The organism is Gracilibacillus sp. Marseille-QA3620 (genome assembly GCF_054950035.1).
This window is the reverse complement of record NZ_CM143102.1, coordinates 777,618-793,748: the sequence shown is the minus strand read 5'-3', so window position 1 is coordinate 793,748 and position 16,131 is coordinate 777,618. Positions and strand designations below refer to the sequence as shown.

13 protein-coding genes are annotated in these 16,131 nt (G+C 42.3%); 6 read left to right on the top strand and 7 right to left on the bottom strand.

The features are described 5' to 3' along the window. Positions 1-183 precede the first annotated feature (183 nt). The 5 genes from ACY8DX_RS04010 (at position 184) to ald (ending at position 6,766) form a co-directional block, all read left to right on the top strand. Complete coding sequence (locus tag ACY8DX_RS04010; RefSeq protein ID WP_462406229.1) at positions 184-2,172, top strand: lipoteichoic acid synthase; 1,989 nt, start codon at positions 184-186, stop codon at positions 2,170-2,172. A gap of 320 nt (positions 2,173-2,492) precedes the next feature. Next, positions 2,493-3,113, top strand: coding sequence for a DUF47 domain-containing protein (locus tag ACY8DX_RS04005; RefSeq protein ID WP_049672019.1), 621 nt, complete (start codon positions 2,493-2,495; stop codon positions 3,111-3,113). Between the two features lie 20 nt (positions 3,114-3,133). Further along, positions 3,134-4,132, top strand: coding sequence for an inorganic phosphate transporter (locus tag ACY8DX_RS04000; protein ID WP_462406228.1), 999 nt, complete (start codon positions 3,134-3,136; stop codon positions 4,130-4,132). Between the two features lie 150 nt (positions 4,133-4,282). Next, positions 4,283-5,512, top strand: coding sequence for a PucR family transcriptional regulator (locus ACY8DX_RS03995; RefSeq protein ID WP_462406227.1), 1,230 nt, complete (start codon positions 4,283-4,285; stop codon positions 5,510-5,512). A gap of 120 nt (positions 5,513-5,632) precedes the next feature. Beyond that, entirely contained in the window at positions 5,633-6,766 is a 1,134-nt protein-coding gene (ald, locus tag ACY8DX_RS03990; RefSeq protein ID WP_049672022.1) for an alanine dehydrogenase, read from the top strand. 44 nt (positions 6,767-6,810) lie between these two features. Here the strand turns inward: ald and arcA are convergent, their stop codons facing one another. After that, positions 6,811-8,043, bottom strand: coding sequence for an arginine deiminase (gene arcA, locus ACY8DX_RS03985; RefSeq protein WP_462406226.1), 1,233 nt, complete (start codon positions 8,041-8,043; stop codon positions 6,811-6,813). Between the two features lie 352 nt (positions 8,044-8,395). Between arcA and ACY8DX_RS03980 the strand changes: the two genes are divergently transcribed. After that, positions 8,396-9,772: a peptide MFS transporter gene (locus tag ACY8DX_RS03980; RefSeq protein WP_049672024.1), complete on the top strand. Its 1,377-nt coding sequence runs from the start codon at positions 8,396-8,398 to the stop codon at positions 9,770-9,772. A gap of 64 nt (positions 9,773-9,836) precedes the next feature. Here the strand turns inward: ACY8DX_RS03980 and yhbH are convergent, their stop codons facing one another. The 6 genes from yhbH to ACY8DX_RS03950 all read right to left on the bottom strand — a co-directional run bounded on the left by yhbH (position 9,837) and on the right by ACY8DX_RS03950 (position 16,106). Continuing rightward, on the bottom strand, positions 9,837-11,006 hold the full coding sequence (yhbH, locus tag ACY8DX_RS03975) for a sporulation protein YhbH (RefSeq protein ID WP_462406225.1): 1,170 nt from the start codon (positions 11,004-11,006) through the stop codon (positions 9,837-9,839). 206 nt (positions 11,007-11,212) lie between these two features. Further along, positions 11,213-11,407, bottom strand: coding sequence for a hypothetical protein (locus ACY8DX_RS03970; protein WP_049672026.1), 195 nt, complete (start codon positions 11,405-11,407; stop codon positions 11,213-11,215). Positions 11,408-11,517: 110 nt separating this feature from the next. Beyond that, entirely contained in the window at positions 11,518-13,413 is a 1,896-nt protein-coding gene (locus tag ACY8DX_RS03965; protein WP_049672027.1) for a PrkA family serine protein kinase, read from the bottom strand. 351 nt (positions 13,414-13,764) lie between these two features. Further along, positions 13,765-14,502, bottom strand: coding sequence for an oxygen-insensitive NADPH nitroreductase (gene nfsA / locus ACY8DX_RS03960; RefSeq protein WP_049672028.1), 738 nt, complete (start codon positions 14,500-14,502; stop codon positions 13,765-13,767). A gap of 199 nt (positions 14,503-14,701) precedes the next feature. Then, positions 14,702-15,178 carry a tRNA (uridine(34)/cytosine(34)/5-carboxymethylaminomethyluridine(34)-2'-O)-methyltransferase TrmL gene (gene trmL / locus ACY8DX_RS03955; protein ID WP_462406888.1) on the bottom strand — a complete coding sequence of 159 codons (477 nt, stop codon included), beginning with the start codon at positions 15,176-15,178 and terminating at the stop codon, positions 14,702-14,704. Positions 15,179-15,248: 70 nt separating this feature from the next. Then, positions 15,249-16,106, bottom strand: coding sequence for an amidase domain-containing protein (locus tag ACY8DX_RS03950; protein ID WP_049672030.1), 858 nt, complete (start codon positions 16,104-16,106; stop codon positions 15,249-15,251). Positions 16,107-16,131: the final 25 nt, after the last annotated feature.

Genomic DNA, 16,131 nt, shown 5'->3' with positions numbered 1-16,131 from the left:
AACACTTAATAGATGACAAAAACTGATACAATACGTGGTTTGCTGGGTGATTTGTCGATGAACTGCCATTTGACTTTTCCGAGATTCAGTTTATAATTCAATATTGTTATTCCTTTTTATCGTGAATTTTACAGGCATTTTAAGATGCTAAATTCCTATATTTTTAAACTTAGAGGTGAAACAATGCGTGCATTTAACAACACACTAAAGAATAGTGTAAGTGGACCTGTTGGTTTCCTAATTGTCGCTGTCGTCCTATTTTGGATCAAGACATATGCAGGGTATGCTGTAGAATTCAATTTAGGAATATCCAATTCGATGCAGGAGTTCTTGCTTCTGTTTAACCCAATAAGCACAGGTGTTATTTTCTTTAGTTTAGCTTTATTCGCCAAGGGCAGAAAATCATTCATCTGGATGATTATCATCAACCTTTTGCTATCAATCGTACAGTATGCCAATATTGTCTACTATCGATTCTTTAATGATTTCATTACTTGGCCGACTTTAACGCAAACATCTAATATCAGTCTTGACGGAGGGATGATGGGAAGCATTGCTGAATTGCTTCACATTTATGACCCCCTATATTTTGCAGATACAATCATTTTGATTCTTTTAGTTGTTTTCAAGAAATTTAAACCAAGCGAAGGAAGACTTAAGTTCCGCAAAACTGCTGCTGTCATGGCGACCGGTGCGGCACTCTTGGTCATCAATATCCTGCTTGCTGAAATTGACCGTCCACAATTATTGACTAGAACGTTCGACCGCAACTACCTTGTGAAATATTTAGGGACGTACAATTACACCATCTATGATGGATTGAAAACAATGAAAACTACCGCACAGAAAGCTTCGGCGGATTCTGATGACCTAGTTGAGGTACAGAACTTCGTACAGGCTAATAATGCTGAACCAAATGATAAGTATTTCGGTATTGCCGAAGGAAAAAATGTCATTTATATTCATCTTGAGTCCTTCCAGAATTTCTTGATTGACTATCAATTAAATGGAGAAGAAGTCACGCCATTTATTAACTCAATGGCTAAAGACAAAAATACCTTGTATTTCAATAACTTCTACCATCAAACAGGACAAGGCAAGACATCTGACTCAGAGATGCTGCTTGAGAACTCCCTGTTTGGATTGCCTCAAGGATCTGCTATGACAACGAATGGTACGAACACCTATCAGTCTGCAGCAGCCATCTTAGAGCAATCGAAAGGCTACTCTTCTGCCGTCTTCCACGGAAATACGAAGACATTCTGGAATCGTGATGAGATTTATAAGTCATGGGGTGTCCAAAACTTCTTCGATTCCAGCTATTATGATATGAATGAGGAGGATGTTGTTAGTTACGGTCTAAAGGATAAACCGTTCTTTGAACAGTCTATGGAGTATTTAGAATCACTCCCACAGCCGTTCTATACGAAATTCATTACTGTAACACACCACTTCCCATACACGATTGATGAGGAAGACGCAACAATCGGGCCAGCTGCAACCGGTGACGGATCTGTAGACCGTTACTTCCAGACAGCCCGCTATATGGACGAAGCGATTGAGGAATTCGTTCAAGACCTGAAAGAATCTGGTCTATACGACAACTCTATTCTAGTATTCTACGGTGACCATTATGGAATCTCTGAAAACCATAATGAAGCAATGGCTGAGATTCTCGGTCAGGAAGAAATCACTGAATTTGATAACGCTGAGCTTCAAAAAGTACCACTTCTTATCCACATCCCTGGAGTAGAAGGCGGCGTTCAATCTCAATATGGCGGTCAAGTTGACTTGCTTCCAACACTCATGCACTTGCTTGGTGTTGAATCAGATGATTATATTCAATTGGGTACTGACCTTCTATCAGAAGACCATAATGAAATCGTACCATTCCGTAATGGTAACTTTATGAGCCCTACCATCAATAAGATTAATGGTAAGTTTTATGACTCTGAAGGTAATCTGATGGAAGAAACAGAAGAAGCCTCCCAAATGGCAGATTACGCACAGACCATGCTTGATATGTCTGATAAAATCATCTATGGTGATTTATTGCGATTCTACAAACCAGATGGATTCACGGCTGTAGATAGATCTAAATATAATTATAATATTGACCAAGGTGAATCCACTGATTCACCTGCGACAGAAGAAACAATGGAAACCGAATAAAAGATAAAGGCAGCTGCACACCGGATGCTTCTGGTGAGTCAGCTGCCTTTTTGTATATTTCTGGTTCAAATCACCTTGATTGGGTACAATACCTTTATGCAAAAACCATCGGAGATCCGTTTAATCTCATTTTAAATGTTACAAATGTTACAGAAGATTACCTTAATGTAAATTCATTGTAAATGAATATTACATTAAACATACTTATTGTAAAGATTTTATGAATTACACATTTTTTCTTTTCAACAGTTTCCAAAAGGATTAAAATTAGTTAGCGTCAAAAAGTTATTTTTTATTGTCGAAAGAAAGTGGAGGTAATTATGGTATTCAAATCAAAAAAGGACAAATTCGCAGTCATGCTGTTGAACATTTCCTCAAACTTAAAAGAGGCTTCTGATTATTTTGCTGACTATAAATTAAAGAACATTAGCGACTTAAAAATATTCGCCGATACAATGAAGCAATATGAAACAACTGGAGATGAGCATGTTCATGAAGTAATCAAAGAATTGAACAATGCCTTCATTACACCAATCGAGCGTGAAGACATCTTAATGCTTGCCATGACAATGGATGATGTTCTTGATGGATTAGAGCACTGCTCTGCCCTTTTTGAAATGTATTCAATCGTGAATGCAAATGAATACATGCTTAAATTTGTAGATGAGATCCGCAATGCAGCACACGAAATTGATCGTGCGGTTGACTTGCTGACAGTGAAGAAATTGAACGATATCCGTCCAATCGCTATCAAGATCAAGGAACATGAATCCGATTGCGATACATTGCACCGTCAATCTGTTAAACATTTGTTCAGTGTTGAGAAGGATCCTATCCGTATCATTCAATATAAAGAAATTTACGAGAACCTTGAAGAGATCGCAGACTACTGCCAATCCGTAGCGAACACACTTGAAACAATCGTTATGAAAAACGCTTAATGAAAGGTTTTTAAACAATCATGGATACATTATTAATTATAACCGTCTTAATCGTGATCTTAGCCCTGTCTTTTGACTTCATTAACGGGTTTCACGATACAGCTAATGCCATTGCTACTGCGGTTTCAACGAAAGCCTTAAAGCCAAGACATGCTATTTTGATGGCCGCTATCATGAACTTTGTCGGTGCGATGACATTTACAGGGGTTGCGAAAACCATTACAAAGGACATCGTGGACCCATTTACATTAGATAACGGCTCTGTCGTCATCATGGCTGCATTGATTTCAGCTATTGCCTGGAACTTAATAACATGGTATTACGGAATTCCAAGCAGTTCATCCCATGCCATCATCGGATCCATTGCTGGTGCAGCAATCGCCGCTGCCGGCTTTGGCGCGATTCATTTTGAAGGATTCATGAAGATTATCTTTGCCTTATTATTCTCACCAATCATTGCCTTTGTTGTCGGATATATTGTCTACAGCATATTCAAGATTGTCTTTAAGAACAATAATCTAACGAAGACGAATAAGCGTTTCCGTTACCTGCAAATTGGAACGGCTGCCCTGCAGGCTTATTCCCATGGTACAAATGATGCCCAAAAAGCAATGGGGATTATCACCCTTGCTCTCATCTCCAACGGGTTTGTAACTTCTACAGATATCCCGACTTGGGTTCAAGTATCCTGTGCGGCGGCAATGGGACTTGGTACATCTGTCGGCGGTTGGAGAATTATTAAAACCGTAGGCGGCAATATTATGAAAATCCGCCCAATCAACGGTGTAGCAGCTGATATGTCATCTGCAGCTATCATTTTCGGTGCAACCTTCATTCACCTTCCTGTCAGTACGACACATGTCATTTCCTCATCCATCATGGGTGTGGGTGCGTCACATCGTGTCAAAGGAGTTAAATGGAGCACGGCACAGCGTATGATCATCACTTGGATTATCACAATGCCAATCGCAGCAACACTTGCTGGGATTATATACTTAATCTTGGATTTATTCTTTTAATCATATCGGGTATCCTTTCCTAAATGGAAGGGGTACCTTTTTTTGTGCCAAATATCCTTAGCAACTCCAATCAAAGCCCTTTTTCTCCTACATCCGCTTCCATTTCCTGTATAATATAAATATATTGGATACATTAAAGGAGCATAAAAGATGGAGAAGGAATTTCATTCAAAGGATTATTTCAATGAAGTGTACGCTAACTTGGATGAATTCGCAGAGCAGGTCAGCACCCTCATTGGCTGCCCGATTACAATAGAAGATTCAAGTCACCAGCTTCTTGCATATAGTACTCACAGTGATATCACTGATGAGGCCCGAATCCTCACCATCATGGGACGAAGAGTACCAGAGAAAGTCATCAATGCCCTCTGGAAGGAAGGGACAATCCCTGCCCTGCTCGGCAGCAGCGAGCCCATTATCATCCCCCCTAAACAGCTGATTGGATTAGGCAAACGAGTTGCCATATCGATTCGAAAGAATGAGAATGTCCTCGGATTTATTTGGGCTGCCCTTAATTCAGAATCAGACCTTACAGCTGAGGAACTCAACATTCTAAAATTAGCCGCCAAGGAAGCCAAAAATCAATTATTGCTCGTCCAGTCACGAAGGAAACGAAAAGAAGAAAGCTATCAGGAATTCTATTGGAAGCTGCTCACCGGCCATTATGCTTCTGAGAAGGAGCTTCGCACTCAATTGGCGTGTTTCTCTTTTGTTCTTCCACATCAATACTGTATCATTGTCTTTCAATTTGAGCAGGTCATAACAGCAGATACTGAAAAGCATATTCAATACCTAGTCAACACCACTCAAAAGGTAAACACGATCTTCCAAACTGTTGACTCTGACAAGTTCATCCTGATGGGCGATTCCTCAACTCCTGATTCATCCCAAGCTATCAGCTCTTTTATTAAATCATTTATAGACAATATGCAGGAGCGCTTTGGCATCCCGGTGGCAGCAGGTGGATTCGGTAGAAGCTGCAGCCAGCTCATTGATGCTCAAATAAGCTATATGGAAGCCATTAGGGTCATCAATCTCAAGAAGAGATACAAACAAGAACTCGCCGCCATCTTTGATTACAACCTGCTCGGCATCTATCAATATCTTGAAACTCTACATAAACAGCATTCAAGCCAGCATCAATTACCAGAAGGTCTTCGTATTTTGAATGAATATGACCTAAAACACCAGACAGACCTTTTTTATACGCTTGAAACCTTTTTAACTGAACCGAATGAGGCAGCATCACTCCTCCATATTCACTCCAATACCTTATCCTACCGCTTAAGAAGAATCTCAGAGATCAGCGGCTATGATTTAAAGGACACGAATATACGAGCCTATCTCTTAATTGAATTCAAGCTGGCAAGATTTGAATAAAGCGTTTAAGATTTGTCTTTTTTCACAAATTGTTCTTTTTTCTTTTTCTCTTTTTCACATATAATTATCTGAAAATTACTATTATAATATTGGTACAAACGTATGTCTGGAGGAGAAGAAATGCGAATTGGAATACCTAAAGAAATCAAAAACAACGAAAACCGAGTTGCCATCACTCCAGCGGGTGTATTAACCTTCACAAGCGCCGGCCATGAAGTATTGGTCGAAACATCTGCCGGTCTTGGCAGCGGATTTACGGATGCTGATTATGAAGCAGCGGGGGCTGTAATTACAAATGTTCAGGAAGTATGGACAAGAGCAGAAATGGTCATGAAAGTAAAGGAACCTATTCAAGAGGAATACCATTATTTCCGGCCTGGCCTTATCCTATTCACATACTTGCATTTAGCGGCAGAACCAGCCTTAACGAAGGCATTAATCGATAATCAAGTCTTCTCAATTGCCTACGAAACCGTCAAAAGCGGAAATAAACTCCCGTTGCTGACACCAATGAGCGAGGTCGCAGGCAGAATGGCAGCCCAGATTGGAGCCCATTTCCTAGAAAAGCCGGAAGGCGGCAAAGGGGTTCTTCTAAGCGGAGTTCCTGGAGTAAAGCGTGGTAAGGTTACGATTATTGGAGGCGGGGTTGTAGGCATGAACGCTGCTAAAGTGGCTATCGGTCTTGGGGCAGATGTCACCATTATCGACCTTAATCCAGACCGTCTGCGTGAGATTGATGATATATTTGGCAACCAAGTCTCAACCTTGATCTCTAATACACTCAATATCGCCAACGCCATTGCTGAATCAGACCTCGTTATCGGAGCTGTCCTCATTCCAGGAGCAAAGGCACCTAAGCTTGTCACAGATGCAATGGTCCAAGCCATGACACCTGGTTCTGTGATTGTGGATGTTGCTATCGACCAAGGAGGTATTTTCGAGACAGCTGACCATATATCCACACATGACCAGCCAACTTATGTGAAGCATGGCGTTGTTCATTATGCCGTTGCCAATATGCCAGGCGCTGTCCCTCGTACTTCTACGATAGCCCTGACAAATGTGACAATTCCTTATGCCGTTCAAATCGCTAATAAAGGTGCCCTAAAGGCCGTACAAGAGAATCCTAGCCTTGCTGAAGGCGTAAACACCCTCAATGGACATGTTACGTATGAGGCGGTTGCACGCGATCTAGGCTATGCCTATAAACCACTTAAAGAAGCTAGTGCCCATCATCCGGTACAGCCGGCATAATAAATCAAAGGCCGCCCATCATATGATGGACGGCCTTCTTTCATTCAGCTTCTAACCAGCGGCATACTCATGCAGCGCGGGCCCCCCCTGCCTCTAGAAAGCTCTGCGCTTGGAACCTCAATGACCTCAATCCCATACTCCGTTAAAAGCTCATTAGTAACCTGATTACGATCATAGGTGATGACCACACCAGGGGCAATAGCCAGTGTATTAGACCCGTCATTCCATTGCTCTCTTGGCGAGAAAATCGAATCTCCTCCTCCACATGGAATCAGAGCTATTTCCGGTAAATGCAAGGCCTCCTTCAAGGTCTCTGATAAATTTGTTCTCCTTGCTATCTGCACCTCGTTCTCACTATCGAGCTCAAGCAGGAAAATATTCATTTGTCCATTTAATCCTTCAATTTCCGGATGAATCGTAAATTTATCCTGGTCCACCATCGTGAATACCGTATCTAAGTGCATAAAAGCCCGCTTCTTTGGTATTTCAACCACCATAACCTTCTTATAGGAATTATCCGCTCCAAGCAGATTATGAGCCAATTGCTCAATCGCCCTTGCTGATGTGCGTTCGCTAACGCCAATAGCAACAACCTCCTCGCTCAAGACAAGAATATCCCCGCCTTCCATTGCAAATGGATAAGTGCGCTGCAGCCATTGTGGATGATGATTTATGCAATAGTTCGGATGATACTTCATAATGAATTCCCAAAAGAGCGATTCTCGTTTCCGTGCTGATGTCGACATCTTATGAATGGTCAAGCCCTCTCCAATAACAGCTGCTGCATCCCGCGTGAAATACAGATTTGGAAGCGGATCAATATAGAAAGGATAATGGGCAGACAGTAAGTCATCTAAATGAAGCTTTTGATAATGGTCAAGATCTTTCTTGAGAACTCCCTCCATCAATTTCTTGACCAGCTCTGTTGGAGGAAGCGAATCCAAATATTCCCGCAATGCCTTGTATCCTTTATGCAGATGATTCTTGCTTTCCTTCAAAAAAGCCTCAATTAACTCTCCTTTTACCACCTCATCGAGAAGGGATTCTTCTACCAATTTTTCCAAATAAACCACTTCTGTTCCCCGCTCCTTCAAGACAGCAGCAAAGGCATCATGCTCCTTTTGCATAGTAGGCAAGAAAGGAATATCGTCAAATAACAGCCTCTCCATATTAGATGGAATAAGATGTTCTATTTCCTTCCCTGGTCTGTGTAATAGTACGCGTTCAAGCTTCCCAATTTCCGTCGTGACATGAAGACTCTTTCTCGTTTTCTCCAAACAAAGACCCCCTTGACTTCCCTATTCTTTCCTTTTAGTTTACCATAATATTTTTCCCATTTATGGATACAACTTGAATTAAAGAGTCCAATTTATGTAAAAACGAAAATATGCTATATTGACATAAAAATATGTGGTAAACTAATCACAGTTTTTCCTTTGTATAAATATACAGATGAAAGCTGTATTAGCGACCTGTTTTCAAGGAAATTTCATAACCTAGCCAAATTGTTGAATATTTATGAATATTTTTATTTTGGTAAAGCGTTAAAAAAATGATTGTCTATTTGGCTAAATTTTTTTACAATAACATTTGTATATTTTTAATGAAGGATAAGGAGAGGTTAAATTTATGTCAGCAAATGCTCAGGCACTAAATAATAAAAAGCATCCTCCCGGGCTCTACCTGCTATTCCTGACAGAAATGTGGGAAAGGTTCAGCTACTACGGTATGCGTGCCATCTTAATTCTATATTTAACAACAGAGCTTGTTAGCGGCGGTCTAGGAATTGACAGCTCAGTCGCACTAAGCATCTATGGTTTCTATACTGGGGCCGTTTATTTCACTCCGCTTGTCGGCGGATGGTTAGCAGACCGCTACTTAGGTCACCGTCTATCCATCACAATCGGCGGTACCTTAATGGCACTAGGGAATATTGCCCTTTTTGCTCACCAAAGCAGATTGGCCTTATTCATTGGATTGCTTTTAATGATCATTGGTAATGGTTTCTTCAAACCAAACATCTCTACATTGCTTGGAGATTTATATAAAGGGAATGAATCCCGCCGTGATGCTGGATTCACGATCTTCTACATGGGAATTAACCTCGGTGCATTCTTTGCTCCATTATTGATTGGTTTCCTTTCTGAAGACCTATTCGCTTCTACAGTGAACGGTGTTATGCACTACGGATTCCGTTACGGATTCTTGGCTTCTGCAATTGGTATGATTATCGGTCAAGTAATCTTCAACCTTTTAGCGAACAAATACCTTGGCGACATTGGTAAACGTCCTGCTACTATTGAAGTGGCAGACGGCAAGGAAATTAAAAACAACAAGCCGCTTACTCGCGGTGAGAAACAACGCACATGGGTTATTATCATCATCACTTGCTTCGTCGTGTTCTTCTGGGCTGGTTTCGAGCAAGCAGGAAGCTCTTTAACCCTTTATACAAAGGACTTCGTTGATCGTGAAGTATTCGGCTGGACGATGCCAATCTCTTGGTTCCAATCATTAAATCCATTCTTCATCGTACTATTGGCACCGGCTATTTCCGCCCTTTGGGTGAAGCTTGCAAACTCTAAACGCGGAGATATCCCAGTACCGACTAAGATGGCTATGGGTATGATTACACTAGGTTTAGGTTATATCGTTCTTCTATTCGCGGTATTCCAAACAGGTAACGATGCTGCGACAATGGCACAAAAAGCGAACATGATGTTCATCATCGTGACTTACTTGATGCACACACTCGGTGAGTTGTTCTTATCACCAGTTGGTCTTTCTTTAGTAAGTAGAATCGCTCCAGTGAAATTAGCTTCCTTGCTTATGGGTGTATGGCTTGCCTCTTCCGGTATTGCAAACATTCTTGCTGGGCAGCTTGCAGCGTTCACTCAATCACTTGGATACTTTGAAGTATTCGCCGTGATCGGCGGATTGGCAATCTTCTTCGGTCTATTGCTATTGGCATTGTCTAAGAAGCTTGTTGCTATGATGGAAACAGAATAATGGATTCTATATAAAGAGGCAGGCGGATTGATCATCCGCCTGCCTTTTTTTGTTGAGTAATAACCTAGCGTCCAGCCGCTCCTTCTGGTTCTTTCTTGAAAAAGCTTCGCATCGCATGAAATACATCTGCTTTCTGCTTCAAAATATAATATTGGAATTTCTCATCCTTTATATTCTTGTAGGCAGACATGAGTGTAGAGTTTCGGTTATATTGATTAACCTCCCCATACCCGAACATATTAGAGACCTTCATCAATTCACCAACCAGCTTGATGCAGCGCGGGTTGTCTGAGGTTAGATTATCTCCATCCGAGAAGTGAAATGGGTAGATATTATAACGCTCTATTGGATATTTCTCCTCAATGATTTCGAGTGCCTTTCGGTAGGCGGATGAACAAATCGTGCCTCCGCTCTCCCCCTTCGAGAAGAAGTCCTCCTCTTCGACAACCTTCGCCTCAGTATGATGGGCTATGAATTCAATATCAACCGTTTCATATTTCGTCCTCAAAAAGCGCGTCATCCAGAAAAAGAAGCTTCTGGCCATATACTTTTCCCATAGACCCATACTGCCTGGCGTATCCATCATGGCAAGAACAACAGCCTTTGACTCCGGCTTCTCAATGGTATTCCATGACTTGAATTTCAGATCCTCCTGAAAGATTGGCACAAATCCAGGCGTACCACTTAAGGCGTTACGTTTAAATGCACTGATCATCGTCCGTTTCTTATCGACATTTCCCATTAAGCCAGTTTTCCGAATATCATTGAACTCATAATGCTCTGTGACATGATCTCCTTGATCCTTCTGCTTCAGATTGGGCAGCTCAAGCTCTGAGAAGAGTGCCTCTTGAATCTCGAGCAAGGATACCTCTGACTCCACATAATCCTCTCCAGCCTGATCGCCGGCTTCCCCGCCTTTACCTGGTGCCTTCTGGCCAGCGCCGTCTCTGGCGACAACATCCCCCACCTGCGAATCACCGTCACCCTGGCCAACATGCTTATTCTTATCGTAATTGTAACGAATCTTATATTCATCGAGAGAACGGATTGGTATTTTCACGACATCTCTTCCATTGGACATAATGATACTTTCCTCTGTTATCAAATCGGGCAGATTGTTCTTGATTGCCTCTTGCACTTTCTCCTGGTGTCTTTGCTGATCGTCAAATCCTTTTCGATGGAGGGCCCAATCTTCCTTTGAAATGGCAAACTGATGGCTGCTGTTGTCGGACATCTCTTATCCCCTCCTGTATATCCCTCATGAGAAATAAAGGTTAACCCATTATTGATAGATTACTCTATCCTATGCGGAAAACATGATTTATTGCCAAAATATTCAATAAATAAGACAAAGATCTTTAATGATACAGCCGATTCTTCATAAACGAAAACAGACAGAGAAACCTTCATCGTTTTCTCCGCCTGCTTCATGTGTATTGCCTACTTATCATTCACTTCTTCGTCCTCATGCTGGACTGGGTCTGGTGACTTACCATAATCATTGGCCAGCTCTTCATTGGTCCGCAAATTCTCCATTTGCTTTCCTAGATTTTTCATTTCCTTTAAATCCGGAGCCATTTGCCCATTTTCCACTCTGCTCTCAGCAATGGTTTCGGCCTTTTCTGTTTTCTTCATTTTTCATCACCTCTAGTCCCCCATTTCCCTTTTTCAGGAAAACCAAACTCAGGGGGGATAGAAGGCGGCAAAAGCAGAGAACCCTATTATAAGGGGAATCATATGAATAATTAACGATTTAAAAGGCTGCCTACATAACGCAGCAATTCATTGGCGGAAGTCGAGTTATAGCCATGCTCATCAATGAGGCGGGCAACGACCTCATTGATTTTCTTCAATTGTGTTTCATCCGGGGTCTTAGAGGAGGTGGTAATCTTCACAACATCCTTTAAATCAGCAAACAGCTTCTTCTGGATGGCTTCCCTCAGGCGGTCATGAGAGTTATAGTCAAACCGTTTTCCTTTACGGGCATAGGCAGAGATTCGGATAAGGATTTCTTCTCTGAATGCCTTCTTCGCATTCTCTGAAATACCGATTTGCTCTTCAATCGATCTCATTAATTTCTCATCAGGATTAATTTCCTCACCGGTCAGAACATCACGAAGCTTCGATTTGTTGCAGAATGCCTCAACATTATCGAGGTAATTATTCATAAGGGTCTTAGCTGACTCCTCATAGGAATACACGAATGCCTTTTGAACCTCTTTTTTGGCAATATCATCATATTCCTTCCGGGCAAGTGAAATATAATTCATGTAACGCTCCTTTAGTTCGGTTGTAATGGATGCATGCTGATCCAACCCTTCCTTTAGCGAGCGCAGTACATCAAGAGCATTAATGGACGGCGTTTCTTTCCGGATAATGGTCGATGAGATTCGGTTAATAACATAACGCGGGTCAATACCGCCCATTCCCTCATCCGGATACTCCTTCTTCAGCTCTTCTACATCAGCTGTGTTGAACCCTTCTACATTCTCTCCATCATACAGACGCATTTTCTTCACCAAATCAATATCACCTTTTTTCGGGTCCTTCAATCTGGTTAATGTTGTGAACATCGCAGCTACACGCAAGGTGTGAGGGGCAATATGCACACCAGCCACATCACTGTCTTGAATCATTTTCTCATAAATCTTCTCTTCCTCAGATACCTTTAGATTATACGGGACAGGCATGACGATAATCCGTGAGTGCAGGGCCTCATTCTTCTTATTGGCTATAAAGGAACGGTACTCCGTTTCATTCGTATGCGCAACGATGAGCTCATCAGCAGAAATAAGGGCAAATCTACCAGCCTTGAAATTCCCCTCCTGCGTGAGAGAGAGCAGATGCCATAAAAATTTCTCATCGCATTTCAGCATTTCTTGAAATTCCATCATCCCTCGGTTGGCCTTATTCAATTCTCCGTCGAACCGGTAGGCACGCGGGTCTGACTCAGAACCATAAGTCGCAATCGTCGAGAAATCAATACTTCCTGTTAAATCTGCGATATCCTGCGATTTTGGATCGGATGGACTAAAGGTACCGACACCCACCCGTTTATCCTCTGACAGGAAGATGCGCTCCACTGGCATATCCTCAATCCGATTATGATAATCTTTCTCCAGCCTCATCATATTGAGCGGCGACAGATTTCCTTCAACACGGATACCATACTCATCAAAGAAATCATTGCGTAAATGCGTTGGAATTAGATGGAGCGGATCCTCATGCATAGGGCAGCCCTTAATGGCATAAATCGCTCCCCTTTCTGTGCGTGAGTATTTCTCCAGCCCTCTCTTCAATAAAGTCACTAAAGTCGATTTACCGCCGCTGACAGGTCCCATCAATAACAAGATTCGCTTTCTGACATCCAATCGTTTAGCAGCTGGGTGAAAATATTCCTCTACGAGTCGTTCAAGCGGCTCCTCAAGACCAAATAGCTCTCCCTTGAAGAAGCTGTATTTCTTCTTGCCATTTACCACTTCCACGCCCGCATCCTTGATCATGTTATACACTCTTGAGTGAGCTGATTGGGCTACCCAGGGCTTCTCCTTCAATAACTGCAGATAATCTCCGAATGTTCCTTCCCATCTCAGTTTTTCCTCTTCATCTCTGAATTGTTCTATTTTTTTTAAGATATCCATTCAGTATAGTTCCTCCCCTAGCCATGATTCAGCTGCTATTGATACATATGCTTGTAAACGGGCAAACATGTATGATATGGATGATAGCTCATGATGTTGAAATCCCCATGCTTATCACCAATATATTCTTGGACAAGGAAAAAAATACTTCGGTATGGTATACTTTTCTAAAGTGACCAAAATAAGGAGGAAGGCGCAGTGACAGTTGCTATTATTCTTTTAGTATCCCTCACGTTCTTGACGGCTATTTTTTCAGCTGGATACAATGATAAGCCGAGATAACCCTTTATTTTGTAAATAAAAAAGCGATTCGCCTGCAAGCCCTATCGGCCATCAGCGAATCGCTTTTTTCTATTTATTTGCATAGCCTTTTCGATTCACAAACTCCTTCATATGTTCGCGCTGTTTGCCAGTCAGCATCGCAGCTACCTGCTCGCTCCAGCGGTCCTTCCGTTTACCCCCAGTTCTCATATTATAGTAAGCGGAAATTGTTTCATCGTATTCTTTCAGCTGTTCTTTCTTATCCTCGTATTCATTTTCATGGAAGACCGCTTCAAATGGCAGACGAGGCTTAATGGCTGTATCCTGATCCGGATAACCGACCGCCATGCCGAATAAAGGAATGACTCTATCAGGAAGCTTGAGCAAATCTGACACCTTTTGAATTTCATTTCTAATTCCGCCTATGTAACAAATCCCAAGCCCCATCGATTCTGCCGCAATCGCTGCATTTTGTGCTGCGAGGGCTGCGTCAATGACTGCCACCATGAATTTCTCCATGAAATCAAGACTGCCTCCAAGGTCTACACCTGCCATATCAGCAGCCCTTTCATGTCTATTCAAATCTGCACAAAAAACATAGAAATATCCATTATGCTCTACATAGGATTGGTTCCCCGCAAAAGCCGCCAGTTCTCGCTTCTTTTCCGGATCAGAAATGCCTATAATCGAATACGCCTGCACGAAGCTTGAAGTCGAAGCCGACTGCGCCGCCCGGACAATCTGCTCAATCTGCTCCTTTGATAGTGCCTTATCCTCAAATTTCCTAATGGAACGATGGTTTAACAATAACTCAATAGTCTCATTCATCCTTTTTCATCTCCCCATCTATACTCTCTTTTACTATACCAAATAGAAGAGTTCAGGATATAATGATGAACCTTATGGGATGTAGAAAAACCTTGAATGATGTACGTCATTATTTGAATCAAAAGTATTCCACTATCAACACTCATCATTATCATAGCCAAAATAATAAGCGAAGAGAGTCTCTCTTCGCTTATTTCCATCACGCTAAATGACCGTAATTCTGTTGTCTCAGCGCTTCATAGATAACGATCGCAGCTGTATTTGATAGGTTAAGGGAGCGGACATGCATATCATTCATCGGCAGACGCAAGCCTCGTTCCGGGTGCTCCTCTAGAAGGTGCTTTGGCAGGCCGGTAGTCTCTCTTCCGAAAATGAAGAAGTAATCCTTCTCGGCATCTGCATACGATACATCACTATGATAGTGCTTCGCAAACTTTGTAATATAGAAGAATTCTCCCCCTTCGTTTTTCTCGAAGAATTCTTCAATGGAATCGTAATAAATGATCGTTACATGCTCCCAATAATCAAGGCCGGCCCGTTTGAGCATTTTATCATCTGTTGAGAAGCCAAGCGGGCGAATCAAATGAAGGGTTGTATCAGTCGCAGCGCATGTGCGGGCAATATTACCGGTATTTGCCGGGATAAGCGGCTGGTATAAAACAATATGTAAAGACACTTTATTCACCTCTTGTTAGAATAACAGCCTTTATTATACCACTTTTATGCCATATCCCTAAATCGAATGTCTAGCGAGTGATAATATGAAAAAATTTATACTGAATATCCGGTGTATAGGCTGTTGAGTCCTCATAATCCCAAAACCGCATGCGGCTGTTGGTCGTATGGGCATTGACAAGAGGGTTTCCATAGCCGTCCATGCCTGTGATGATTGTATTATGATTAAAGCGTCCGTCTCCCTCAAAATCGTAGCAAATGATATCTCCTATCGAAAGCTCTGCAGGACTGCTGACCTCGATTGTCCACTTTGCCCCTTTAAGCATCAGCATAAAAGCATGGGCGACCGTCCAGCTATAGCTCCAATTGCTCGTTCCTTCCATCCACCAGCCCCTCGTCCGCACCGGCTGGCCCCACATCGGGACTCCCCCGGCGCGAAGGCATTGAGAAATAAAATTCGTACAATCATCTGTGAATTCAGGATAGGATGGATTAAATGCATTCCACCAACGTTCGGCATATTGGACAGCCTTCAGCCTGTCATAACGGAAATCAGGCCACCCAGCTCTATGCTGAAGATCGAGAACGGACCAATCGCTATCTCCAGCCTCTGCCGGAACCCTTAGCTCCTCATCCCCGATAAGCTCGCCTGAAGAGAATTCTGCCCTTCTCCGCTCCACTTCTTCTTCTATATAAAACTGGTCTCCATGCTTAATGGCAAATGACCAATGAATCGTATACAGAGCCTCCCGCTCCGTCATATTCTCCACGGTTCCTTTCCCCATTACTTTCACCAAATGTCCCCCGCGTTGCTTCAGGCTCATTTTCTTCTTTAACAGCCGTTCATCCTGGGCTGTTCTGGAGCGTTTCCGTTCACCTGCGAGCAAGGCAATCCGTTCCTTCAGCAATGTTTCAAGCTTTTCCTTCATGTCTCCATCCTCCCCTCCTTTATAA

Coding starts and splice junctions, on each gene's coding strand:
- ACY8DX_RS04010 (WP_462406229.1), top strand. CDS start 184: ATGCGTGCATTTAACAACACACTAAAGAATAGTGTAAGTGGACCTGTT.
- ACY8DX_RS04005 (WP_049672019.1), top strand. CDS start 2,493: ATGGTATTCAAATCAAAAAAGGACAAATTCGCAGTCATGCTGTTGAAC.
- ACY8DX_RS04000 (WP_462406228.1), top strand. CDS start 3,134: ATGGATACATTATTAATTATAACCGTCTTAATCGTGATCTTAGCCCTG.
- ACY8DX_RS03995 (WP_462406227.1), top strand. CDS start 4,283: ATGGAGAAGGAATTTCATTCAAAGGATTATTTCAATGAAGTGTACGCT.
- ald (WP_049672022.1), top strand. CDS start 5,633: ATGCGAATTGGAATACCTAAAGAAATCAAAAACAACGAAAACCGAGTT.
- ACY8DX_RS03980 (WP_049672024.1), top strand. CDS start 8,396: ATGTCAGCAAATGCTCAGGCACTAAATAATAAAAAGCATCCTCCCGGG.
- yhbH (WP_462406225.1), bottom strand. CDS start 11,006: ATGTCCGACAACAGCAGCCATCAGTTTGCCATTTCAAAGGAAGATTGG.
- ACY8DX_RS03970 (WP_049672026.1), bottom strand. CDS start 11,407: ATGAAGAAAACAGAAAAGGCCGAAACCATTGCTGAGAGCAGAGTGGAA.
- ACY8DX_RS03965 (WP_049672027.1), bottom strand. CDS start 13,413: ATGGATATCTTAAAAAAAATAGAACAATTCAGAGATGAAGAGGAAAAA.
- nfsA (WP_049672028.1), bottom strand. CDS start 14,502: ATGAATGAGACTATTGAGTTATTGTTAAACCATCGTTCCATTAGGAAA.
- ACY8DX_RS03950 (WP_049672030.1), bottom strand. CDS start 16,106: ATGAAGGAAAAGCTTGAAACATTGCTGAAGGAACGGATTGCCTTGCTC.